Source organism: Actinomycetospora chlora (genome assembly GCF_039542135.1).
Taxonomy (GTDB): domain Bacteria; phylum Actinomycetota; class Actinomycetes; order Mycobacteriales; family Pseudonocardiaceae; genus Actinomycetospora; species Actinomycetospora chlora.
Map to the genome: position 1 here is coordinate 141,010 of NZ_BAABHO010000004.1, position 21,910 is coordinate 162,919.

At 76.2% G+C, this 21,910-nt stretch carries 23 protein-coding genes; 14 read left to right on the forward strand and 9 right to left on the reverse strand.

Annotation, left to right across the window (positions count from 1 at the left end):
• Window positions 1–54: 54 nt before the first annotated feature.
• A complete protein-coding gene (locus ABD994_RS03970) occupies window positions 55–414 on the forward strand; it encodes a hypothetical protein (protein WP_345411110.1) in 360 nt (119 codons plus the stop codon).
• On the opposite strand, the gene ABD994_RS03975 is transcribed toward ABD994_RS03970, so the two are convergent.
• The 6 genes from ABD994_RS03975 to ABD994_RS04000 all read right to left on the reverse strand — a co-directional run bounded on the left by ABD994_RS03975 (window position 411) and on the right by ABD994_RS04000 (window position 6,616).
• Window positions 411–1,049, reverse strand: coding sequence for an NAD(P)-dependent oxidoreductase (locus ABD994_RS03975; RefSeq protein WP_345411111.1), 639 nt, complete (start codon window positions 1,047–1,049; stop codon window positions 411–413). The two genes, ABD994_RS03970 and ABD994_RS03975, sit on opposite strands and share 4 nt — an antisense overlap.
• A 58-nt stretch (window positions 1,050–1,107) precedes the next feature.
• A complete protein-coding gene (locus ABD994_RS03980) occupies window positions 1,108–1,413 on the reverse strand; it encodes a hypothetical protein (protein WP_345411112.1) in 306 nt (101 codons plus the stop codon).
• Between the two features lie 139 nt (window positions 1,414–1,552).
• Window positions 1,553–2,617 carry an acyl-CoA dehydrogenase family protein gene (locus ABD994_RS03985; protein ID WP_345411113.1) on the reverse strand — a complete coding sequence of 355 codons (1,065 nt, stop codon included), beginning with the start codon at window positions 2,615–2,617 and terminating at the stop codon, window positions 1,553–1,555.
• A complete protein-coding gene (locus ABD994_RS03990) occupies window positions 2,614–3,759 on the reverse strand; it encodes an acyl-CoA dehydrogenase family protein (protein WP_345411114.1) in 1,146 nt (381 codons plus the stop codon). Before ABD994_RS03990 ends, ABD994_RS03985 begins: the two co-directional genes overlap by 4 nt.
• Window positions 3,756–4,505, reverse strand: a complete 750-nt coding sequence (locus ABD994_RS03995) for an enoyl-CoA hydratase-related protein (RefSeq protein WP_345411115.1) — start codon at window positions 4,503–4,505, stop codon at window positions 3,756–3,758. The genes ABD994_RS03990 and ABD994_RS03995 overlap by 4 nt, the downstream gene beginning before the upstream one ends.
• The gene (locus tag ABD994_RS04000) at window positions 4,505–6,616 is read right to left on the reverse strand and encodes an acetate--CoA ligase family protein (RefSeq protein WP_345411116.1); all 2,112 of its coding nucleotides are present in this window, start codon (window positions 6,614–6,616) and stop codon (window positions 4,505–4,507) included. The genes ABD994_RS03995 and ABD994_RS04000 overlap by 1 nt, the downstream gene beginning before the upstream one ends.
• A 112-nt stretch (window positions 6,617–6,728) precedes the next feature.
• Between ABD994_RS04000 and ABD994_RS04005 the strand changes: the two genes are divergently transcribed.
• The 7 genes from ABD994_RS04005 to ABD994_RS04045 all read left to right on the forward strand — a co-directional run bounded on the left by ABD994_RS04005 (window position 6,729) and on the right by ABD994_RS04045 (window position 13,847).
• Entirely contained in the window at window positions 6,729–7,403 is a 675-nt protein-coding gene (locus ABD994_RS04005) for a GntR family transcriptional regulator (protein ID WP_345411117.1), read from the forward strand.
• 97 nt (window positions 7,404–7,500) lie between these two features.
• Window positions 7,501–8,796, forward strand: coding sequence for an MFS transporter (locus ABD994_RS04010; RefSeq protein ID WP_345411119.1), 1,296 nt, complete (start codon window positions 7,501–7,503; stop codon window positions 8,794–8,796).
• An 8-nt stretch (window positions 8,797–8,804) separates the two neighbouring features.
• Window positions 8,805–10,511 (forward strand): UGSC family (seleno)protein, encoded by a 1,707-nt coding sequence (locus ABD994_RS04020; protein ID WP_425550012.1) that lies wholly within the window; start codon window positions 8,805–8,807, stop codon window positions 10,509–10,511.
• A 34-nt stretch (window positions 10,512–10,545) separates the two neighbouring features.
• The gene (locus ABD994_RS04025; RefSeq protein ID WP_345411122.1) at window positions 10,546–11,379 is read left to right on the forward strand and encodes an NAD(P)/FAD-dependent oxidoreductase; all 834 of its coding nucleotides are present in this window, start codon (window positions 10,546–10,548) and stop codon (window positions 11,377–11,379) included.
• Window positions 11,379–11,912, forward strand: a complete 534-nt coding sequence (locus ABD994_RS31635; protein ID WP_425550013.1) for a UGSC family (seleno)protein — start codon at window positions 11,379–11,381, stop codon at window positions 11,910–11,912. The genes ABD994_RS04025 and ABD994_RS31635 overlap by 1 nt, the downstream gene beginning before the upstream one ends.
• Window positions 11,905–12,924, forward strand: coding sequence for a hypothetical protein (locus ABD994_RS04040; protein ID WP_345411125.1), 1,020 nt, complete (start codon window positions 11,905–11,907; stop codon window positions 12,922–12,924). The genes ABD994_RS31635 and ABD994_RS04040 overlap by 8 nt, the downstream gene beginning before the upstream one ends.
• On the forward strand, window positions 12,921–13,847 hold the full coding sequence (locus tag ABD994_RS04045) for a hypothetical protein (RefSeq protein WP_345411126.1): 927 nt from the start codon (window positions 12,921–12,923) through the stop codon (window positions 13,845–13,847). Before ABD994_RS04040 ends, ABD994_RS04045 begins: the two co-directional genes overlap by 4 nt.
• Here the strand turns inward: ABD994_RS04045 and ABD994_RS04050 are convergent.
• On the reverse strand, window positions 13,842–15,410 hold the full coding sequence (locus tag ABD994_RS04050; protein WP_345411127.1) for an alkaline phosphatase D family protein: 1,569 nt from the start codon (window positions 15,408–15,410) through the stop codon (window positions 13,842–13,844). The genes ABD994_RS04045 and ABD994_RS04050 overlap by 6 nt on opposite strands.
• Before the next feature lie 249 nt (window positions 15,411–15,659).
• On the opposite strand from ABD994_RS04050, the gene ABD994_RS04055 reads away from it, so the two are divergent.
• From ABD994_RS04055 to ABD994_RS04065, 3 genes are read left to right on the forward strand one after another with little or no spacing between them, the layout of a single operon-like run.
• Complete coding sequence (locus ABD994_RS04055) at window positions 15,660–16,394, forward strand: response regulator transcription factor (protein ID WP_345411128.1); 735 nt, start codon at window positions 15,660–15,662, stop codon at window positions 16,392–16,394.
• On the forward strand, window positions 16,391–17,938 hold the full coding sequence (locus ABD994_RS04060) for a sensor histidine kinase (RefSeq protein WP_345411129.1): 1,548 nt from the start codon (window positions 16,391–16,393) through the stop codon (window positions 17,936–17,938). The genes ABD994_RS04055 and ABD994_RS04060 overlap by 4 nt, the downstream gene beginning before the upstream one ends.
• Window positions 17,935–18,696, forward strand: coding sequence for a DUF1707 SHOCT-like domain-containing protein (locus ABD994_RS04065; protein WP_345411130.1), 762 nt, complete (start codon window positions 17,935–17,937; stop codon window positions 18,694–18,696). The genes ABD994_RS04060 and ABD994_RS04065 overlap by 4 nt, the downstream gene beginning before the upstream one ends.
• A 4-nt stretch (window positions 18,697–18,700) precedes the next feature.
• On the opposite strand, the gene ABD994_RS04070 is transcribed toward ABD994_RS04065, so the two are convergent.
• Window positions 18,701–19,156, reverse strand: coding sequence for a hypothetical protein (locus tag ABD994_RS04070; RefSeq protein ID WP_345411131.1), 456 nt, complete (start codon window positions 19,154–19,156; stop codon window positions 18,701–18,703).
• A 146-nt stretch (window positions 19,157–19,302) separates the two neighbouring features.
• Here ABD994_RS04070 and ABD994_RS04075 point away from each other — a divergent pair, with 146 nt between their 5' ends.
• Both ABD994_RS04075 and ABD994_RS04080 read left to right on the forward strand, forming a co-directional pair.
• Window positions 19,303–19,650, forward strand: a complete 348-nt coding sequence (locus ABD994_RS04075) for a hypothetical protein (RefSeq protein WP_345411133.1) — start codon at window positions 19,303–19,305, stop codon at window positions 19,648–19,650.
• Between the two features lie 68 nt (window positions 19,651–19,718).
• Window positions 19,719–20,414, forward strand: coding sequence for a sortase family protein (locus ABD994_RS04080; protein ID WP_345411134.1), 696 nt, complete (start codon window positions 19,719–19,721; stop codon window positions 20,412–20,414).
• Window positions 20,415–20,479: 65 nt separating this feature from the next.
• Here the strand turns inward: ABD994_RS04080 and ABD994_RS04085 are convergent, their stop codons facing one another.
• Window positions 20,480–20,815 carry a DUF1918 domain-containing protein gene (locus ABD994_RS04085; protein ID WP_345411135.1) on the reverse strand — a complete coding sequence of 112 codons (336 nt, stop codon included), beginning with the start codon at window positions 20,813–20,815 and terminating at the stop codon, window positions 20,480–20,482.
• Between the two features lie 362 nt (window positions 20,816–21,177).
• On the opposite strand from ABD994_RS04085, the gene ABD994_RS04090 reads away from it, so the two are divergent.
• Window positions 21,178–21,831, forward strand: coding sequence for a hypothetical protein (locus ABD994_RS04090; protein WP_345411136.1), 654 nt, complete (start codon window positions 21,178–21,180; stop codon window positions 21,829–21,831).
• The last annotated feature ends 79 nt before the right edge of the window (window positions 21,832–21,910 follow it).

Consider the following 21,910-nt stretch of genomic DNA (forward strand, 5'->3'; position numbering starts at 1 on the left):
GTGCTCACGGACGGGTAGCCGGAGCGGCACACCACCGAGCGAGGGCGGTCATCCATGGACGGCACGGGCGTCTACATAGCGACCCTCGTCGTGGGCGTGGTCGCGATCGTGGTGGTGGGCCAGCTCCTGCGCCGGGCCGGGCACGACTTCCTCGAGGAGGTCTACGGGGACCGCACGATCGCGACCTCCCTGAACGCCATGCTCGTCACCCTGTACCACCTGCTGGCGCTGGGCCTGCTGACGATGGTGGCCACCGCGGAGCTCGGGTTCGGCGGCGCCCAGCTGGTGGTGGCGCGCAGCGGGTTCTTCCTGCTCGTCCTCGGCGGGGTGTACGGGCTCGCGCTGTTCGGGCTGGCCACGGCGCGCAACCGGCGGCGGCAGCAGGACGTCGAGGACGGGTTCCGGCGCCGCTAGTTGCTGATCGCCGGGGCCGCGCCGACGAAGGTGTCGTCGACGAGCTGGTCGACGAGGAATGCGGCGACGTCGGTGCGCGCCATCGGTGCCCCGACGTGGTCGCGCCCGAGGAACCCCGCGCGCAGGGTGCCGTTGGTCGAGACGTCGATCGGCGCGGTGATCCGGGCGAGCGTCCAGTCGAGACCCGAGGTCGTGACAACCTCGCTGATCCCCTGCACCTCCTTGAGCGCGCCGGGGATCAGCAGGCCGATCCCGACCGGGACGAGCCGGTCGAGCAGACTGGGGCGGTCGCGCGGGTCGGGGACGCTGACCGTCGCGAGCGCGACGAGCCGCCGGACCCCGGACTCGTGCATCGCGGCCACGATCCCGCGGGTCGCCGCGGTCAGCGGGCCGCTGCGCAGGAACGGGTCGATCGGCGGCCCGAGCGCGCTGATCACGGCATCGGCGCCGGCGACGGCCCGGCCGACCGCCGCGGTGTCGTCGAGCTCGGCGACGATGACCTCGAGGTCGTCGTCGGTGATGTCGAGCTTCTCGGGCGAGCGCACGAGCGCGGTGACGTGGTGGCCGGCCCGGAGCAGGCGGCGCACCACGTGCCGGCCGATCTTGCCGGTGCCGCCGAACACGGTGACGTCCACGTCGGGGTGTACCCGCGTTCGGCCGGCCGGGGCAGTGTCCGCCCTCACACGCGGACGATCAGAAGATGCCGAAGAGGCGGGAGCGTCCGGGCTTCGGGAAGTCGCTGGTGGGCGGCGCGAAGATGCCGTTCTTGCGCGGGTAGCGCGGCTCGCCGATGCCGAGCATGCGGGCGCCGAAGCGCTGCTTGGACCCGCGCCCGCGGCACTTCCAGCAGGGCCGGTAGGCGGATCGGAAGAAGGTCCCGTAGTCGCGGTTGATCCCCCGCGACGCGCATCGCCCGCACGGGACGTACGGGTGGAGCAGCAGCGACAGGACGTAGAGCGCGGCGGGTACGCCGAGCAGGATGAGCCAAACGGTCGTCATGGTTCCCCCCGGAACGCTGACGCGGAGCGACCGTCCACGTCAGGTGCTGCCGAGTATGATCCGCAGATGGGCGAGTCCCGGTAGGTTGACCGGTTCCGGCACGCACGGTGCGTGATCGACCGCCGCCAGCGACGACGGCTCAGCCGCGGACGCCGACCCCGCGCGACAGCGTCGGCCACAACGCGTCGGGGCCGCCGGCGGCGAGGGTGTGCCCGAGCCGGGTGGCCCAGGCGCGCTCGGCGCCCCACTCGTCGCGCCACGACCAGAGCCGGCGCGTCAGCACCCCGAGCGAGAACTCGCGGGTCACGCCCATCGCGCCGGTGGCCTGGTGCGCCGCCGCGGCGACGAGCCCCGCGGCCTCCGACGCCACGGCGGCTGCGGCGGCGACGTCGAGGGCGGCGGGCTCGTCCTGCTCGCCGGCCGCGACGGCGGCGGCGCGGGCGGCCATCGCCGCCATCTCGGCCTGCTCGGCGAGGCGCACGAGGTGGTCGGCGACGGCGGGGAAGCGCGACACCGGGCGGCCGAACTGCACCCGCTCGCCGGTGTAGGCGACGGTCACCTCCCGCACGCGGCGGGCGGCGCCGGCGATCAGCGCCGCCCGGGCCAGCGCCCCGCGCCGGGCCAGCGCGTCGCCGGCGGCCGGCCGCGCGGCCGCGGTGACGTCGGGGACGACCGCGTCGAGCTCGACGGCCTCGCGGGGCTCCCCGGCGAGGTTGCGCCCCGGGGTGATCGTGCAGGCCGCGGGGTCGACGACGACGACCACCGGCTCCCCGTCGGGCCCGTCGGCCAGGACGACGAGGCGGGCCGCCGCCGACGCCCACGCCACGCGCTCGAGCCGCCCGGTCAGGGCACCGTCGTGCACCGTGACCGTGCCCCGTCCGGTCGTCAGCGGCCCGTCGGGCAGTGTGAGCCCGGCCGCGGCGAGCAGCCGCCCGGCGAGCAGACCGGTCTCGGCGACGGGCACGGGCGCCGCGGCCGCGCCGGCCTCCTCGAGCACCGCGCAGGCCTCGGCCACCGACCCGCCCGCGCCGCCGGCGGTCTCGGGCACGCCGACGGTGGTGACGCCGCTCGCGTGCAGCGGCTCCCAGACCGTCGGCGCCCAGCCGTCGCGCTCGGCGGCCTCGAGGACCGCGGGGGTGACGTGGTCGGCGAGCAGGTCGGCGACGGCCTCGCGGACCTCGACCACCGAGTCCGCGGCGCTCACCGGGCACCCCGCGTCAGCGCCTTCGCCGCGATCCCGCGCAGCACCTCGGTGGTGCCGCCGCGCAGCGTCCACGTGGGGGCGTTGAGCACGCACTCCGCCAGGAGCCTCTCGACCATCGTCCCGCCCTCCGGGTCGATCTCGCCGCCCGCGACGTCGCGCAGCGTCTCGACGACCTGCTGCTCGAACGTCGTCCCCACGTCCTTGACCAGCGCCGCCTCGACCGCCGGCGCCTCGCCCTCGTCCAGCGCGCGGGCGACGGCGAGCGAGAGCTGCCGGATCGTCCAGAGCTGCGCGCCGATGCGCCCGATCGCCGCGGCCCGGACGTCGTCGACGTCCTTGCCGACCGCGTCGACGAACGCGCGGTACAGCCCGAGCACCGACAGGTAGCGGTCGGGGCCCGAGCGCTCGTGGGCGAGCTCGGCGGTCACCTGGGCCCAGCCCTGACCGACCTCGCCGAGCACGCGCTCGTCGGGCACGAACACGCCGTCGAGGACCACCTCGTTGACGTGCTCCTCGCCGTCGATCAGGGGGATGGGGGAGACGTGCACGTCGTCGTCGGTGAGGTCGACGATGAGCTGCGAGAGCCCGGCGTGCCGGTCGCCCTCGCCCTGCGGCGCCGTGCGGCAGAGCATCGCCGCGAAGTGGTTGAGGTGGGCGTTGGTGGTCCACACCTTCGTCCCCGACACGGTCCACCCGCCCTCGACGCGCGTGGCCGTCGTGCGCACCGACGCGAGGTCCGAGCCGGCGTCGGGCTCGCTCATGCCCAGGGAGAACCAGCACTCGCCGGCCGCGATCCGCGGCAGGAACCACCGGCGCTGCTCCTCGGTGCCGAAGCGCAGGAACGCCGGGGCGCTCTGGCGCTCGGCGATCCAGTGCGCGGCGATCGGGGCGCCCGCGGCGAGCAGCTCCTCGATGACGACGAACCGCCGGACGGTGCTCGCGCCGGCCCCGCCGTACTCCGTGGGGATGGACATGCCGACCCAGCCGCGCTGCGCGAGCGCGCGCGTGAACTCCGGGTCGTGGCGCCCGCCGAGCCCGAGGCCGGGACGGAAGTCCGCCGGCAGGGTCTCGGCGAGGAAGGCGCGGACCTCCTCGCGCAGCGCCTCCTCGTCGGCCGACAGCGCCGTCGGTTCGAAGATCATCGGTTCTCCTCACGGTCGGCGCGGCGGCGCTGGCTCCACATCTGCGTCGCGCGCTCGAACTCCACGGCCGCGTCCCACGGCAGACCCGGTGGGCCGGTCTCGGTGCGGAACGAGCGGACGGCCTCGCGGGCGAGGTCGGGGTCCCGCGCGGGGACGGCGGCGAGCGCGAGCGCGGTGTCCTCGACCTCGGCGTCGTCCACGGCCCGCCACGCCAGCCCCAGCTCGGCGGCGCGGGCCCCGTCGATCTCCTCGCCGAAGAGGCCCAGCGCGGACGCCGCCTCGCGGCCCGCGGTGCGCGCGGCGATCGTGAAGAACCCGCCGCCCGGGTGCAGGCCGATCCGCAGGAAGCCCGCGATGAGGCGGGCGTCGCGGGCGACCACCCGCAGGTCGGTGGCCAGCATGAGGTTGATCCCCGCGCCGACGGCGGCGCCGCGGACGGCTGCGACCGTCGGCACCGCGAGGGTGCCGACGCGCCGGAACGCCCCGTACACCGCGCCGGTGTCGCGGAACGCGGTGTCCTCGGCCTGGTCCGCGCCGGGGTTCCACGTGCGCCGGTCGGCGCCGGAGCAGAACGTGCCGGCCGCGCCGCGGACCACGGCGGCGCCCACCGAGCGGTCCGCGTCGACGGCGTCGCAGGCGGCGGCGAGCTCGCGGCCCATCGCCGGCGTCAGGCCGTTGCGGACCTCGGGCGCGTCGACGGTCAGCAGCGCGACGCCGTCGGTGATCTCGAGCCCGATGCTGCCCATCACTGCTCCGTCCTCAGGACGTCGACGGCCACCGCCCCGGCGTGTCGCGCCGGCGAGGATGTGGCGATCCTGGCCCCTGACGCGAGCAATGCCGCGTTGCTCGCACAGACGAGCGGGTTCACCTCCAGCTCCCCGAGGCCGGGGACGGCGGCGGCGCGGGAGATCCGGACGATCGCGTCGGCCGCCACGTCGAGGTCCACCCCGGCGGCGCCGCGGTGGCCCGCGAGCAGCGGCCAGCACCGCAGCGACGCCAGCAGCGACCGGGCGGTGGCCGCGTCGACCGGCGCGAGGGCGTGGGCCACGTCGTGGTGGATCTCCGTCGCGGTGCCGCCGTGGCCGACGGTGAGCACCGGCGGCCACCCGTCGCGTCCGCCGTCGACGGCCACGAGCAGCTCCACCCCGGCCGGGACGCGCTCCTGCACGTGCACGCCGGTGCACCCGGGCAGCGCCGCGAGCTCCGCGTGCACCGTGGCGGCCGCGTCGGTGGTGACGTCCAGGCGCACGGCGCCGGCCTCGGTCTTGTGCTCGAGCCCGGGCACGACGGCCTTGAGCACCGCCCGTCCGCCCAGCTCCTCGACGGCCACGGTGGTCTCGTGCGGATCGGTGCTGGTCAGCGCCCGTGGCCGGGGCACGCCGAGGGCGTCCAGCAGGGCCCAGCCGTCGCCGTCCACGGGCGGCGCGGGCTCGGGCGCTACGGGGTCGGACCGCGGGTGCGGGGCGATCGCGTCGAGCACCCGCACCGCGAGGGCGATCGAGGAGAAGACCGGGATGCCGGCGTCGCGCAGCACCGTGCGGGCCGGGGCCGTGCCGTCCTCGCCGGCCATCCACACCACGGCCACGGGCGGGGCGTCCGGACCCTGCTCGGCGACGGTGGCGACGAGGTCGCGGGCCAGGTCGGTCGCCGTGTCGCCCACGAGCATGGTGAGCAGCACCAGCACGGCGTCGACCGCGCCGTCCGCGCGCACCAGCCCGCAGACCTCGCCGAAGCCCCCGCCGACGTTGAACAGCTGGGCGGTGACGTCGACGGGGTTGGCCACGGCCCCGAAGGCCGGCACCAGCCGCGCGAGCTTCTCCTGGGTCTCGGCGGTCAGCTCGGGCACCTCGAGGCCGACCTCGCTGGCCCTGTCGGCGGCGAGGATGCCCGCGCCCCCGGAGCTGGTGACGAGCCCGAGGCGCCGCCCGGCCGGGGCGCGGTGGCCGCGCAGCACCACCGCCGCCGCGAGCAGCTCCTCGACGTCGTCGACGAGCACGACGCCGTACCGCCGCGAGACGAGCGTGAACGCGGTGTCGTCGCCGAGCATCGCGCCGGTGTGCGAGACGGCCGCGCGCCGGCCCGGCACCGAGCGCCCGGAGCGCAGCACGACGAGCGCGGTGCCCGCCGCCGCGGCCTCCGCGGCCAGCGCCTCGTAGCCGGCCGGGTCGGGCAGGGACTCGGCGTAGACGGTGAGGACGTCGACGTCCGGGTCGGCGACGAGGTGGCGCCCGACCTCGGTGAGGCCGACGTCGGCCTCGTTGCCGGTGGACACCCAGGCGGTGAGGTCGAGCCCTCGCTCGGCGGCGACGTCGAGCACCGAGCCGCCGACCGCGCCGCTCTGCCCGACGTAGGCGATACCGCTGGAGCCCGCGAGCGGGCGCTCGCCGGCGCTGGTGAACGTCGCGAAGAGACGGCTGCGGGCGTCGTAGATCCCCTGGCAGTTCGGGCCGAGCACGCGGGTGCCCGCGGTGCGCGCGGCCGCGACGAGCTCGTCCTGCCGCGCCCGGCCCTCCGGCCCGACCTCGGCGAACCCGGAGGCGAACACGATCACCAGCGCCGCCCCGGCGGCCCCGGCCTCGGTGACGGCCGCGGCGGCCCGCTCGGCGGGGACCAGCGCGAGCACGAGGTCGACCCCGCCGGGGACGTCGGCGAGCGAGGGGGCGCAGGGCACGCCGGCGAGCTCGGCGTACTTCGGGTTGATCGGGTGCACGGCCCCGGCGAACCCGCGCTCGGTGAGCCAGCGCAGCGGGCGGGCCATCGGGTTGTTCGTGCGGCCCGTGGCGCCGACGAGGGCGACCGAGCGGGGAGCGAGGACACGGGCCCAGTCGGTGGCCGGGGCCGGCGGTGCGTCCGTCACGGGTCGACGGTAGGTCGCCGGGTCGGCGACGCACAACCGATCGGACATCATCCTGTATCCAATGACGACGAGTCGCCGCCCAGTAGGCTCGAGGCCCAGGGGGTGGTGCACCGTGACCGGGACCGAGGTCGAGCCCGCGCGCCGGGCGACGAGCGTCCAGCGCGCGGTCGAGGAGATTCGCGGGATGCTCCGCTCGCGCGAGCTCGTGCCCGGCCAGCAGGTGCGCCAGGAGACCCTCGCCGCCCGGCTCGGGGTCAGCCGCATCCCGGTCCGCGAGGCGCTCAAGACCCTCGAGGCCGAGGGCGTCATGCGCCACGAGCCGCACGTCGGCTACGCCGTGGCCCGGCTCAACGCCGACGAGCTCGCGCAGGTCTACCTCATGCGCCGGGCCCTGGAGACCGAGGTGCTGCGGGCCCTCCCGCGGCTGACGGCCGACCAGCTGCGCGAGCTCACCGCCCTCAACGAGGCGATCACCGAGCAGGTCGACCGGGTCGACGTCGCCGGCATCGTCGCGGCCAACGTGGCGTTCCACTTCGCGATGTTCCGGCTGTCGGGCCTGGACCTCGTGGTCGCCGAGATCGACCGGCTCTGGCGGCGCAGCGAGCCCTACCGCACGGTGCACCTCTACGACTCCGCCGGCCGTGCGCGTGTGGTGCGCGAGCACCGCAAGATGATCACTGCGCTGCGCCGCGGGGACAACGCCGCGGTGGTCGCGCTGATGGACGCGCACCGCGAGGTGACGGTGGCCGACCTCCACGCGGCGCTCGGTCTCCCGCCCCACGCGTAGCCGAGATCGTATCCAATCTTCTCTGGACTTCGATCCTGTGACCCACCTAACCTCCGCCGCGTGACCGCGTGACGACGCACGGTCGCGTGGAGGAGCCATGACGACCGAGCAGGGACGCCCGGACGCGGCCACCGGGACCGCGACCGTCGCGCCGCCGGACTACACGCCGGGGGAGCGCCGCCGGATCCTCGGCGCGGCCTGCCTGGGCTGGGGCATGGAGTACTTCGACTTCATGCTCCCGACGCTGCTGGCGGGCGCGATCATGCGGTTCTACGGCGTCTCGGCCGGCGTGTTCGGGGTGGCGATCGCGGGCCAGCTGGTCGGGTCGGCGATCGGCGGTGTGCTCTTCGGCTGGCTGGGCGACCGCTACGGGCGCCGCCGCACGCTGATCTGGTCGATCCTCATCTACTCGGTCGCCACCGGTCTGGTCTTCCTCGCGCCGAACTTCGCGGTCTTCCTCGTGCTGCGCGTCCTCGCCGGCGTCGGCACCGGCGGCGAGTGGGCCGTCGGGTTCGCGTGGCTCAACGAGGCCTGGGCGCCGAAGCGCCGCGGCCTCGGCGGCGGGCTGGTGCAGGCGTCCCTGTGGCCGGCGTACGCGCTGGCGGTGCTCGTCGCGCAGCTGGTGGTCGACTGGCGCTGGGCGTTCCTCGTCGGCGTCCTGCCCGCCCTGGCCTGCGTGTGGATCCGCTACGCGTGCCGCGAGTCGCGCCAGTGGGAGGAGCTGCAGGCCCGCCGGGCGGCCGGCCTGCTCACCGAGGCCACGGCGGCCAAGGCCACCCGCTCGACGTGGCGCCAGCTCGTGGCCCGCGACTCGCTGCCGATCGTGCTCGTCGGGCTGGTCGTCGCGTTCGGCGCCCAGTGGGTGCCCTACACGGCGACGGCCTGGATGCCCTCGATGCTCAAGAGCGACCTGGGCTTCGACGCCGGCAGCGCGAGCCTCGTGCTCTACGTCGCCTCGGCGATCTCGTTCGTCGGCTTCGTCCTCGCGGGCTGGCTGTCCGACCGCTGGGGCCGCCGGCCGGTGTTCGTCGCCTTCGCCGCGCTGCAGACCGTCACGTTCGCGGTGATGCTCCTGCTCGCCCTCGGCGGCACCGGGCTCGGCAACTTCGTCTGGCTCTACCTCGCCTCGAGCCTGTTCCTCGGCTACTTCGGCATCTTCGGTGTCTGGTTCGGCGAGCTGTTCCCGACCCGCATCCGCTCGCTCGGGTCGGCGTCGGCCTACAACATCGGCCGTGGCCTGTCGGGCATCGGGACGATCATCGGCGGCGCCATCGCCACCAGCGCGGGCTACGGCATCGCGGTCGGCATCGCCGTCGTCGGCGCCGCGATCGTCACCGTCGCCGCCCTGTTCCTGCGCGACCGGGCCGGTCGCGTGATCACCGCCGACGAGTAGGGAGCACCGTGAGCGAGCCGCACTACGAGGTCCTGGGGCCGCTGGGCCCGCGGGCCGTCGGCGACGTCGCCGCGCACGAGCGCCCGTCGTCGTTGGCGGGCCGGCGCGTGGCCTACCTGTGGGACGAGCTCTTCCGCGGGCCGGAGATGTTCGAGGTCATCTCCGAGGTGGCGACGGAGCGCCACGGCGACGTGGCGTTCGTCGGCTGGGAGGAGTTCGGCAACTTCCACGCCTCGGCCGCCGAGGAGCGCCGCGTCCTCGACGCCCTGCCCGAGCTGCTGCGCGCCCACCGCGTCGACCTCGTGGTCGCCGCGGTCGGGGCTTGAGGCTCCTGCATGCCTGCCGTGATGCGGGCAGCGGCCACCGCCGAGCGCGCCGGGGTCCCGGCCGTGGCCATCGGCGGCGCGGGGTTCGAGGGCATGGGTCGTGCCGTCGGGGCGTCCCTGGGCGTCGGGCACGTGCCGATCGTCAGCTACCCCGGCGTGATCCTCACCGACCCGACCGAGGTGTTCCGGGCGAAGATGCGCGAGCAGGTCGCGCCGGCGGTGGTGGACGCGCTGGTGGCGGGCGCCGGCCCGGTCGAGGCGGAGGCGGAGGCCGACGAGCACGAGCCCACGGCGATCGTCGCCCGCGGCGACCTCGACGCGGTCACCGAACACTTCGAGGTCCGCGGGTGGACCGACGGCCTGCCGATCGTGCCGCCGACCCCGGAGCGGGTCGCGGCGTTCCTCGCCCACACCCGCCGCGACCCCGACTCCTCGCTCGGCGAGCTCGCGCCCGACCTGCGCGCGGCCACCGTGCGCAGCGTCGCGGTCAACGGGGTCATGGCCGGGTGCCGTCCGCAGGACATGCCCGTGCTGCTCGCGGTGGTCGAGTGCGTCGCGGACCCCGTCTTCCGGGTGCAGGACGCCGGGTCGACGCCCGGGTGGGAGCCGCTCGTGGTGCTGTCGGGGCCGGTGGTCGAGCGGCTCGGGTTCCACAGCGGCACCGGCGCGCTGCGCGTCGGGCGCCGGGCGAACACCGCGGTCGGGCGCTTCCTGCGGCTCTACCTGCGCAACGTTGCCGGCCTGCGCATCCCGCCGGGCGAGACCGACCAGGGCGCGATCGCGTCGACGTTCCACGTCGCCCTGGCCGAGGACGACGCCGCCGTGCGGGCCCTGGGCTGGCCGTCCTTCCGCGCCGACCGCGGCTTCGGCGACGCCGACAGCGTCGTCACCGTGCAGAGCGTCGTCGCCGTCAGCGCGCCGATCTACTCCGGCGGCGAGTCGGCCGCCGACCACCTCGAGGCCCTGACGACGATCTTCGGCAACGCCATCGGGCCCTGGGCCTACACCGGCCTCGAGTTCGGCGCGTTCCACCCGCTGCTCGTGCTCGGGCCCGCCGTGGCCCGGGCGCTGGCGGGATTCGGCGTCGACAAGGACGCGCTGCGCGCCCACCTCGGCGACCACATGCGGGTCCCCGTGCGCCAGCTGCAGGCGTGCGCGTGGAACGTCGGGTCGACGAGCTTCGACCTCGACGCGATGGTGGCGGCCGGCGAGCTCGACGAGCGCTACGCCGGGCACGACCCCGACCGCCTCGTGCCGATGGTGCCCCGCGCGGCCGACATCGGGATCGTGCTCGCCGGCAACCCGAGCCGGAACCAGTCGCGCGGCTTCGTGCAGAACCACGTCCAGGGCGTGCCGGTGAGCCGGCGGATCGAGGAGGGGTCGCAGTGACCGATCGGGAGACGGAGCGCAGCGGAGCTCGACCATGATGTGGGACGTCGTGGTGATCGGGGCCGGCATCGCCGGCCTCACCGCCGCCCGGGCGTGCGCGGACCGCGGGCTGCGCGTCGTCGCCCACGACGCGCTCGCCCCCGGCGGGCAGCTGATCAACCTGGGCACGCTCGCCGACTGGCCGGGGCCGGCGACCACCGGGCCCGACCTCATGGGCGCGCTGCTCACCGACGTCGTCGACCGCGGCGTCGAGATCGCCTACGGCGAGGTCACCGGCCTGGGCGCCGGGCCGGGGACCGAGGTGGTGACCGTCGAGGCCGCCGACGGGCCGGCGACCGCGCGGGCGGTCGTCGTCGCCACGGGCTGCACCCCCGGCCGGCTCGACGTCCCCGACGCCGACGCCTGGGAGGGCCGCGGGGTCTCGCACTGCGCCACCTGCGACGGGCCGCTCCACGCCGGACGGGAGGTCGTGGTCGTCGGCGACGACGAGTGGACCGCGTACGAGGCGCTCGAGCTCGCCGGGATCGCGAAGCAGGTGACGCTGGTCAGCACCGCGCCGGCGTGGCCGGCGTCGCTGGGCCGCCGGCTGGACGACGCCGTCGACGTGCGCCGCGCCGGCGTCGCCGCCCTCTCCGGCGACGGCACCCTCGGTGCCGTCCACCTGACCGACGGCGAGGTCCTCGACGCCTCCGGCGTCTTCGTCTACACCCACGCCGAGCCGCGGTCCGCGCTGCTCGACGGGCTGCCCGCCGGCGTCCCGGTCTGGTCGGCCGGCGACGTCACCGGCGGGCCGCGGTCCCTGCTCACCGCCGCGGCGGACGGCCGGCGCGCCGGCCTCGCCGTCGTCGCGCACCTCGAGGAGGCCTGATGCGGATCGTCGACCCGACGTCGGGAACCACGGCCGACACCCTCGCCGCCGTCGCTGCGGCGGGAGACGCCCCGGCCGGCGCCCTGTGCGGCCTGTCCAACTCCAAGCCCGGCGCCCACGACATCCTCGACGCCATCGGCCGCCGCCTGGCCGACGAGCACGGGCTCGGACCCAACGGCCTCGAGGCCAAGCCGAGCGCCGCGGTCGGCGCCGACCCGGCGCTGCTCGACCACCTCGCGGCGCAGTACCGGCTGGCCGTCGTCGCCATCGGCGATTGAGGCTCCTGCTCGTCGTGGAGTCTCCACGACTCGCTCGAGCTCGAGCGCCGCGGCGTGCGCTCGATCCTCGTGGTCACGGCGTCGTTCCTGCCGCTCGTGACGGCCCAGGCGACGGCCCGCCGGGCCGACCCGCGGCTGGTCGTCGTCGACCACCCGGTGGGCGGGCTGTCGGCGGACGAGCTCGCCGGCCGGGCCGACGCGGCCTACGCCGGCGTGGTCGCCGAGCTGCGATCGATGGGAGAGATCCGTGGGTGACGTCCTCGACCTCCCGGGCGTGGACGACGCCTGGGACTGGATCGCCGCCTGCGAGGAGCGCGGGTGGGGCGACGGGCTGCCGACGGTCCCGCCGACCGAGGAGCGGGTGGCGACGATGCTGGCCGCGGCACCCGCCGTGGTGCCCGACCTCGGCCCGCTGCCGCCGCGCGGCGTCACGCCGACCCTGCGCTCGATCGCGGCCAACGCCGTCATGGCCGGGTGCCGCCCGGCGGACCTCCCGGTGCTGCTCGCGGCGCTCGCCGCCGTGCAGGACGAGGCCTACAACCTGCACGGCTCGCTGGCCACGACCCATCCGTGCGCGCCGATGGTGCTGGTGTCGGGCCCGGTCCGGGACGCCCTCGGGCTCAACGCCAGCGGCAACTGCCTGGGCCAGGGCACCCGCGCCAACGCCGTCATCGGGCGGGCGCTCTCGCTGGTGCTGCTGCACGTCGGCGGGGCCACGCCCGGGGTGCTCGACCGTGCGACCCAGGGCTCGCCCGCCAAGTACACGTTCTGCTTCGCGGAGTCCGACGAGTCGCCGTGGGAGCCGCTGGCGGTGCGCCGAGGGTTCGCCCCGGACGCGGGCGTCGTGTCCGTCATGGCCGCGGAGCCGCCGCACAACGTCAACGACCACGGCAGCACCACCGGTGCCGAGATCCTCCTGACCGTGGCCGGGACGATGGCCCAGCCGGGGTCCAACAACGTCTACGTGCGCGGCCCGCACCTGCTGCTGCTCGGCCCGGAGCACGCCGCGACGCTGCACCGCGACGGCTGGACCCCGGACTCGGTCCGGGCACACCTCTGGGAGCACGCCCGCATCCCGGTCGAGCACGTCTCGCCCGGCAACCGGCGGCAGTTCGTCGAGTGGGGCGTCGAGCCCGACGGGGACGCCTACACGGTCAGCGACGCGCCGGAGAACCTGCACGTCGCCGTCGCGGGCGGGGCCGGGAAGCACTCGGCGTGGATCCCGTCGTTCGGCGGGACGGCGCTGGTCTCGCGCGTGGTGCCGTGAGCGACGGCCTCCCGGCCGTGGACCCGACCCCGGCACGGGTCGCGGCGATGCTGGGCGACGTCGCCGACCCGGACGCCGTCCTGGGCACGGTGCCGCCGCTGTTCGGGGAGCTCACCGCGCGGGGTGTCGCCACCGCCTGCGTGCGGGCCGGCGCCCCGCCGGGGGCGCTGCCGGTGGTGCTCGCCGCGGCGCGGGCGTGCCTCGCACCCGACCTCAACCTGCTCGGCGTGGCCACCACGACGGGCACGGCGGCGGTCGCGCTGATCGTGGCCGGGCCCGTCGGCGTCCGGCTCGGCCTGTCCCACGGCACCGGGCTGCTCGGGCCCGGCCCGCACGCGAACGGCGCGGTCGGCCGGGCGCTGGCCCTGGCGCTCGCGGACGCGGGCGGTGTCCGGCCCGGCGAGACCACGATGGCGACGACGGCCCAGCCCGCCCGCTACACGTGCTGCCTGGCCGAGGACCCGGACGGTCCGTGGGGCACGCTCGCCGCCCGACGCGGGGCGCCCGACAGCCCGGCCGACGCCGTCACCGTCGTCCCGGTCGGCGGCACGGCCGAGGTGCTGCCGCGCGAGGACCTCACCGACCCGGACGCGGTCCTGGCGCCCCTCGCCGACGCCCTGGCCGGTGCCGTCCTCGCCGCGGGCCGGCTCGAGCGCGGCGCCGACCTGACCCAGGTGCTCGTGCTCCCGCCCGAGGTCGCGGCGCGGCTGGCGACGACCGTCGGCGACCCGGTCCGGGTGCTGCACGAGCGCGGCGACGCCGCCCTGCGGGCCCGCACCGGCCGCGACGACCTGGCGGTGGCCCGCGAGATCGCCCCGGTCGTCGCCGGCGGCCCGGGCGTCAAGATGCTCCACCTGCCCGGCTGGATCGGCGGCAGCCACGCGGTCACGGCACCCCTCCGTGAGTACTTGCGGCCTCTATAGGGGCCGCAACTGCTCACGTACGGGGATGTCGACGGTCTGGGCGGTGCGGGCCGGGGCGCCGCGGGTGCTGACCTCGTCGACGATCCGGAAGTCCGCCTGCCACCCGGCCGGGGTGACGGTGTTGCGCACGTAGCCGCGGCGCCGGTCGACGAAGCGGATGTGCGGGTTCGCGGCGAGCATCGCGTCGTCGCCCGGCGCGTGCTCCCCGCCGTCGCCGCCCGAGCTGATCGACGTCGTCACCAGCTCGGTCGCGACCACCGGCGACGCGAGGTCGCGGGGGTCGGCGTGCACGTCGCAGGCGTGGTGGGCGTGCACGTCGCCGGTGACGATCACCGGGTTCGCCGTGCGCGCGACGACGAGGTGGTCGCGCAGGGCGTCGCGCTCGGCGGCGTAGTCGTCCCAGGAGTCGTCGTCGATGTCGACGGCCGGGCCGGGGTCGAGGTCGCGCGGAGAGAAGAACACCTGCTGGGCGAGCACGTTCCAGCGCGCCGTCGGCCCGGCGAGCCCGCCCCACAGCCACGCCCGCTGGGCGGCACCCAGGATCGTGCGGGACGGGTCGCCGGCGTGCGGGGCGTCCTGGTCGCTGCGGTACTGGCGGGTGTCGAGCAGGTGCACGTCGAGCAGGTCGCCGAACGTCAGCCGCCGGTGCACGAGCATCGCGGAGCCTTGCGGGCGCTGCGCCCACCGCAGCGGCATGTGCTCCCAGAACGCGCGGAACGCCCCGGCACGCCGGGCGCGGAACACGGCCGGGTCCTGGTCGGGCTCGTCGTCGACCTGCGAGACGTCGCCGGCCCAGTTGTTCTCGACGTCGTGGTCGTCGAGCGTGATCGCCCACGCGTAGGCGGCGTGCGCGGCCTGCAGGTCCGGGTCGGTGCGGTACTGCCCGTGCCGGACGCGGTAGTCGGCGAGCGACCAGGTCTCGCGGGCCGGCAGGTGACCCCGCCCCGGGATGCCGGTCGCCGCGCTCTCGTAGATGTAGTCGCCGAGCCACGCGACGAGGTCCAGGTCGTCGTCGCGCACCATCGCGGCGTAGGCGTTGTAGTAGCCGTCGGGCAGGCTCTGGCAGCTCGCGATCGCCAGCGCGAACCGGTCGACGCGTGCGCCCGGCGCCGGGGCCGTCCGCGTCCGCCCGACCGGGCTGAACTGCGGTCCCGCGCGGAAGCGGTACCAGTGGTCGGCCGCCGGGCGCAGGCCCGCGACCTCGACGTGCACCGAGTGGGCGTCCTCGGCCCGGGCGACGACGGTGCCGCCGGCCACCACCCGCCGGAAACCCGGGTCCTCGGCGACCTGCCACCCGACGAGCACCGGCCGTTTGCCCATGCCGCCGCGCCCGTCGAGGGCGACGGGGTCCGGCGCCAGCCGGGTCCAGAGCACGACGCCGTCGGGCGTCGGGTCGCCGGAGGCCACGCCGAGGGTGAACAGCGGCGGGACGGTGGGCTCGACGGCGTCCGCGGCCGCCACCCACGGCGCGCCGAGCACGATCGCCGTGCTCGTCAGCGCGGCCGCGCCGCCCAGGAAGGTGCGACGCGTGACCCGGGCCGGTGCCCCGCGGGCATCGGTCATGCGGTCCTCCGTCCGTCGGGACGGGGTGCGCCGGTCGGCCGACGTCCGCCCCCGGCTCCACCAACGCGTGACCCCCGGCCCGCGGTTCGGGACGGTCCGTGACCGGACGTCGGGGCACGGTCGCCGGTCGCGCACAGCGGGCACACAGGAAGCACCCAGCAACGCCCGACGGGCGGGTGCCACGCTGGGTGCCGTGAACGCCGGGAGACGCAGCATCCGGGGGAGCACGCCGATAGGGGAGCTCGACCGATGAACGCCGCCACGCGCGCCGACCTGCGGCGACCGGACGGGACGCCGGTGCGCGCTCTGGTCGTCGACGACGAGCCCACGCTCGCCGAGCTGCTCGCGATGGCCCTGCGCTACGAGGGCTGGGACGTGCGCAGCGCGGGCGACGGGCTCGGCGCGGTGCGCCAGGGCCGGGAGTTCCGCCCCGACGTCGTGGTGCTGGACGTGATGCTGCCCGACATCGACGGGTTCGAGGTCCTGCGCCGCCTGCGTGCCGAGCTCCCCGACGTGCCGGTGCTGTTCCTGACCGCCCGGGACGCCGTCGAGGACCGCGTCGCGGGCATCACCGCCGGCGGCGACGACTACGTGACGAAGCCGTTCAGCCTCGAGGAGGTCGTGGCCCGCCTGCGCGGGCTGCTGCGGCGCGCGGCCGTGGCCACGGTGGTGCGCGGCGACGCGACGCTGGCCGTCGGCGACCTGACGCTGGACGAGGACAGCCACGAGGTCGCCCGCGGCGGCGCGCCGGTGGAGCTCACGGCCACGGAGTTCGAGCTGCTGCGGTTCCTCATGCGCAACCCGCGGCGCGTGCTGTCGAAGGCCCAGATCCTCGACCGCGTGTGGAACTACGACTTCGGCGGCCAGTCGAACATCGTCGAGCTCTACATCTCCTACCTGCGCAAGAAGGTCGACGCGGGCCGCACCCCGATGATCCACACCGTGCGCGGCGCCGGGTACGTGCTCAAGCCGGCGGCGGGATGACCCGCCCCCGGTCGCTGCAGACCCGTCTCGTGGTGTCGACGGTGCTCCTGCTCACCGTGGTCTTTCTCGTGGTCGGCGCGGGCGCGGCGCTGTCGCTGCGCGGCTACCTCTACCGCCAGCTCGACGACCAGGTCACCGAGGTCGCGCGCTTCCGCAGCAACCCGCCCGACGGCGACCCCGACCGCCGCCCGCCCCCGCCCGACGCCGGCGGCGGCTTCGTCGGCGGCGGGCCGGACCGGCCCGCGAACACCCTCGAGGTCACCGTCGACGACGGCCGCATCGTGCGTGCGATGCTCATCGGCCGGCCCGGCACGAGCCGCCCGCTGGCGCCGGAGCAGGTCGCCCCGGCCATCGCGACGACGCCGGGGGAGCGCCCGCACACCCTCGACCTCGACGGCCTGGGCCGCTTCCGGCTCGCCGCCGCCGCGGGCGACGACGGCACCGTCACCGTCGTGGGCCTGTCCACCGCGGCGCTGGAGAGCACCGTCGGGGAGCTGGTGCTGCGCGAGGCCGTCATCTTCGGGGTGGGCGTCGTGCTGGCCGGCGCGGCCGCGGCCTTCACCACCCGGCGCACGCTGCGGCCGCTGCACCGGGTCTCGGCGACGGCCCGACGGGTGTCCGAGCTGCCGCTGTCGTCGGGCGAGGTGGAGCTCGCCGAGCGCGTCCCCGACGCCGACGCCGACCCCCGCTCCGAGGTCGGCCAGGTCGGCGCGGCGCTCAACCGCATGCTCGGGCACGTCGGCGCCGCGCTCGCCGCGCGGCAGGAGAGCGAGACCCGGCTGCGGCGGTTCGTGGCCGACGCCAGCCACGAGCTGCGCACCCCGCTGGCCGCGATCCGCGGCTACAACGAGCTGGCGACGCGCCGCGCCGACGACCTGCCGCCCGAGGTCGCCGGCCTGCTCGAGCGCACGGTCTCGCAGACCGAGCGGATGACCGCGCTGGTGGAGGACCTGCTGCTGCTCGCGCGGCTCGACGCCGGGCGGCCGCTGGCGCGCGAGCGCGTCGACCTCGCCCGGGTCGTCGTCGACGCCGTCACCGACGCCCACGTGGCCGCCCCGGGCCACCGGTGGTCCCTGGACCTGCCGGGGACGGTCGAGGACGACGAGGACGACGAGGACGCCCCGCTCGAGGTGGTCGGGGACCCCGAGCGGCTGCACCAGGTGGTCGCGAACCTGCTGGCCAACGCCCGCACGCACACGCCCGAGGGCACGCTCGTCACCACCGGCCTGCGGGCCGCCACCGGCGGCGACGGGCGTGCGCTCGTGCGTCTCGACGTCGTCGACGACGGACCCGGCATCCCGCCCGACCTGCTGCCCCACGTCGCCGAGCGCTTCGCCCGCGGCGACACGGGGCGCGCCCGCACCACGGGCAGCACCGGCCTCGGGCTGTCCATCGTGTCGGCCGTCGTCGGGGAGCACGGCGGCGCGCTGCACATCGCCAGCCGGCCCGGCGAGACCCGCTTCACCGTCGACCTCCCGGCCGCGCCCGCCGCCCCGGGACGCGCTGCCGCCGACCCGGGCCTCGGCCTATCCTCCCGGCCATGACCGAGCCGGCGCCCGGGCAGCAGGGAGACGACGACCAGGGAGCCGCGGGCGAGCGCCTGCCTCAGCGGCCCGAGCCGCCGCCGATCCGGGCGTCGGACGCCGAGCGCGAGCGCGTCGCGGCGGTCGTGCGGCAGGCCGTGACCGACGGTCGGCTCACGATGGTCGAGGGCGACGAGCGCCTGCGCGACGTCTACGCCGCCCGGTTCCGGCGCGACCTCGAACCCCTCACGGCCGACCTCGCGCCGCTGCCCGCGGACGGCCCGTCGGCGGCCCCGGCGTCCCGCCCGCTCGGGCAGCTCGACCGGCCGGCGGCGACAACGTCGGTGGCCGTGCTGTCGGGCGTGCAGAAGCGGGGCGACTGGACGCCCGGGCACACCCACCGGGTCGTCGCGTTCCTGGGCGGCGCCGAGCTCGCGTTCCGCGACGCCCGGCTCGACGACGCCGGCCTCGTGCTCGGCTGCATCGCGATCATGGGCGGGATCGACCTGGACCTGCGCGGCATCCCCGCCGGCGTCGAGGTCACCGTTCAGGCCGTCGCGATCATGGGCGGCGTCGACGTGAAGGTCGACGAGGACACCACCGTGATCGAGGAGGGCTTCGGGCTGCTCGGGGCGTTCGACGACGGCTCCGGCCCGCCCCGGCGTCACGACGGCCCGCGCGTGCGCATCACGGGGCTGGCGCTCATGGGCGGCGTGTCGGTGTCGCGCAAGCCGACCGAGGTCCGCCGCGGCGACCGGCGCGGCGAGATCGAGGGCTGACCGGCTACTCCTTCGCGAGCAGCCGGTCGAGCTTCTCCTCGATGCGGTCCATGCGCGCGCCGAGCTCGGTGAGGGTGCGGTAGGCCGTCGCGTCGGTGTTGAGCAGCGCGTCGAGCCCGGACATGCGCACCGGCGAGCCCGGCACGCGCGACGGGTGGCGCTCGCCCTCGAGCAGGGCCTGGTGGAGCTCGGTGACCCGGAAGTCCAGCCACGACAGCAGGTCGCCCACCGAGATGCCGCGCCCGAAGCGCGTGCGCACCTGGTCGTGCAGACCCATCCCGTCCCGGCCCCGGTAGCCGCCGCTGTAGCCGCCCGAGTAGCCGTACCCGCCGTGGTGGTGCTCGTCGTGGTGGTGGTGCTCCTCGTGCACCACCGGGGGCGGTGGGGGAGGCGGCGGCATGCCCTCCGGCGGTGGTCCCGGCGGTGGTCCCGGTGGTGGCTGTCCCCAGGGCTCGGTCACGGCGGTCAGCCTAGGTCGCGGGCGGGGCGCGGGTAGGGCTTTCCCCCGCCCGTCGTAGGGCGCACGCCCTCGGCGCGGACGCGGCGGCGGCGCAGGCTCCTCCGTGCACGGCCGCAGCGGCCGGCACGGACCCCGAGGAGCCCGCGATGAACACCACCCAGCAGCCCGGCCGTCCCGTCGGTTTCCCGACGCCCGGCCCGGTCTGGGGGCCCGGTCCCGAACGCCCGGCCACGACCCCGTTCCGCCCGCCGCAGCCGCCGGCCCTCGGCGACGCGCGTGAGGAGGCCCGCAGCGGGCGCCGGCGGGTGGCCGCGATCGTCGTGGCGTGCGCCGTGGCGGCGGGGATCGGTGTGGGGCTCGGTGCGATCGGCGACGCGCTGACCAGCCCCGTGACGCCGGTGGCCGGTGCGGCGCCGCCGGTGGCGCGGCTGGTTCCGCCGCGGGCCCGGCCGGCGGGTCCTCCACCCCGATCGCCGGCGCGATCGACCCGCTGACCGGCCGCTACAACTACGACGGCACCGTCCTGCTCTCCGACGGCCGCGTCGTCGGCCCCGACGGCATCGTGCGCCAGCCCGCCGTCGCCCTCCCGGCGGGCGCCCACCGCGCCGCCGACGGCTCGATCGTGCTCGCGAACGGCACCGTGCTGAACGCGAACGGCTCGGCGCGCACCGCGATCACCGTCCCGGCCGGCACGATCTCCACGCCCTACGGCGGCCCGGTCACCGTCCCGGGCTTCACGATCAACCCCGACGGCACCCTCACCCCGGCGAACACCGGCGCGCGGGTCGTGTGGAACTACGACGGTACGGCGACGATCGTCTCCGGCGGGCACGTGGACGTCTGGCAGCGGGACGGGAACTTCGCCTCGCGCTACGACGCGAAGCCCGGCGAGCGCGTCAACGACGACGGCTCGATCACCCGCACCGACGGCACCGTCGCCAACCCGGACGGCTCCACCGGCCGCGCGCCGGTCCGGCTGCCCGACGGCACGACCGTCGACCCGCAGCACCCCGCCACCCCGGAGCACGGCGGGCACGACCAGCCGGCCGACGGCCACGACCAGCCCGCCGACGGCCACGACCAGCCCGCCGACGGGCACGACCCGCACGGCACCGCGACGACGAACGGCACCACCGGCGGCAGCGGCACGTCGTCGTCGACCACCAGCGGGTCCGGCCACGGCAGCTCGTCGGGCTCGGGCTCCTCAGGGTCCGGCTCCTCGAGCACGTCGTCCGGCGGCTCGGGCTCCGGACACTGATCCCGGACACACCGACGGCGACCGTCCCCGCACCGGGGGCGGTCGCCGTCGTGTGCGTGTGGGTGTCAGTGCCGGAAGCGCTGCGCCACCGAGTCGGCGACGTCCGCGACGGCGCGGGCCGCGGCGCCGGCGGCGCCCTCGGCCTGCTCGCGGACCTCCCCGGCGATCTCCGAGGCCTTCTCGCCCGCGGCCTCGGCGGCCAGGCCGACCTTGTCGCCGACCGACCCAGCCTCGATCGTCGCGTCCGGGCCGGGCGTCACGATCGTCTCCTCGCCGGCGTCGAACCGGACGCGGTAGGGCGGGCCGTCCTCACCGAGCACGGCCACGATCGTCCCGGTCCGGTCGGGGACGTCGGTGGTGTTGGCGTGCAGGCGGATGCGGTCGCCGACGGACGCGCTCACGGGTTCCTCCTCGGGTGACGGGTCTTGGACGAGTACCCCGCCGCCGCGGGCGAGCACGCCCCGAACGGGCGGAGCCGACGCGGTGACATCACGCCTCGGTCGCGACCCGGTAACACCCGGATCGAGCGGAACGACTGGGTGATCACTCGCGTCGGGGTTGATCGAGAAGAGGCAGCATGGTGCGGACAGGTCGACGCGGCGCTCATCGGAGGGCCCTGTCGCTACGGTCGGGGCTCGCGGGCCTGGCCGCGGTCGTGGTGTCGGTGTGCGTCGGCGCCGCGGTGATGGCGGGGTCCGCCTCGGCCGCGCAGCCCGTGACCACCGTCGACACGGAGGCCTCCCTCTGTCCGGGCTCCGCTCCCGTGTGCACGAGCGTCGCCTACGGCCTGACGAGGATCCCGCGGAACTCGCCGGTGACGATGGTCTGCTGGGTGGACGTCGCCGGACGTGGGGGCCGTTGGTACAACGTCAAGGTCGGCCCCTACGACGTCTTCGTGAAGGCCGAGCGGATCTCCAACCCGGTCCGCACCCCGTTCTGCCCGCAGGTGCCGACGGTGCAGGCGTCGCTGTGGGGGACCGCGGCCGAGCAGCAGGTCGGACGGACCGCGACCTTCCCGAGCGACGCCACGGTCCGCCGGGCCCAGACGCTCCCGCTGTCGGTGGACAACTGGGGCCCGCGTCGCGACTGGTCCGGAGACTGCATCGCGTTCGCTTGGCTGGCGATCGACTCGGTGGGCCACAAGAACGGGATCCGTGGGGGACTCCGCACGGCGACGGCACAGGGTCTCGCCGGTCCGCTGCATCCCGGGCTGATGCCGCCCCGGGGCGCGCTGGTCTTCTGGCGGGGCGGTACGGGGGACCTCGGCCACGTCGCCATCAGCCTCGGCAGCGGCTGGGTCGCGACGACCAACGGCTACGACACGTCGCCGAGCCCGCAGGCGAACTCGGTGAAGAAGCTCAACGACGTGCGCCTGCCGTACCTGGGCTGGCGGGCGTTCACCGAGCTCCCGCGGTGACGGCGCGTCGGCCGGCCCCGTGAACGAAGGGCATCCCCGATCGATGTCCTCGATCGAGGGTGCCCTTCGCTGCGGACGA

Coding starts and splice junctions, on each gene's coding strand:
- ABD994_RS03970 (WP_345411110.1), top strand. CDS start 55: ATGGACGGCACGGGCGTCTACATAGCGACCCTCGTCGTGGGCGTGGTC.
- ABD994_RS03980 (WP_345411112.1), bottom strand. CDS start 1,413: ATGACGACCGTTTGGCTCATCCTGCTCGGCGTACCCGCCGCGCTCTAC.
- ABD994_RS03990 (WP_345411114.1), bottom strand. CDS start 3,759: ATGATCTTCGAACCGACGGCGCTGTCGGCCGACGAGGAGGCGCTGCGC.
- ABD994_RS03995 (WP_345411115.1), bottom strand. CDS start 4,505: ATGGGCAGCATCGGGCTCGAGATCACCGACGGCGTCGCGCTGCTGACC.
- ABD994_RS04010 (WP_345411119.1), top strand. CDS start 7,501: ATGACGACCGAGCAGGGACGCCCGGACGCGGCCACCGGGACCGCGACC.
- ABD994_RS04025 (WP_345411122.1), top strand. CDS start 10,546: ATGATGTGGGACGTCGTGGTGATCGGGGCCGGCATCGCCGGCCTCACC.
- ABD994_RS04050 (WP_345411127.1), bottom strand. CDS start 15,410: ATGACCGATGCCCGCGGGGCACCGGCCCGGGTCACGCGTCGCACCTTC.
- ABD994_RS04055 (WP_345411128.1), top strand. CDS start 15,660: ATGAACGCCGCCACGCGCGCCGACCTGCGGCGACCGGACGGGACGCCG.
- ABD994_RS04060 (WP_345411129.1), top strand. CDS start 16,391: ATGACCCGCCCCCGGTCGCTGCAGACCCGTCTCGTGGTGTCGACGGTG.
- ABD994_RS04065 (WP_345411130.1), top strand. CDS start 17,935: ATGACCGAGCCGGCGCCCGGGCAGCAGGGAGACGACGACCAGGGAGCC.
- ABD994_RS04075 (WP_345411133.1), top strand. CDS start 19,303: ATGAACACCACCCAGCAGCCCGGCCGTCCCGTCGGTTTCCCGACGCCC.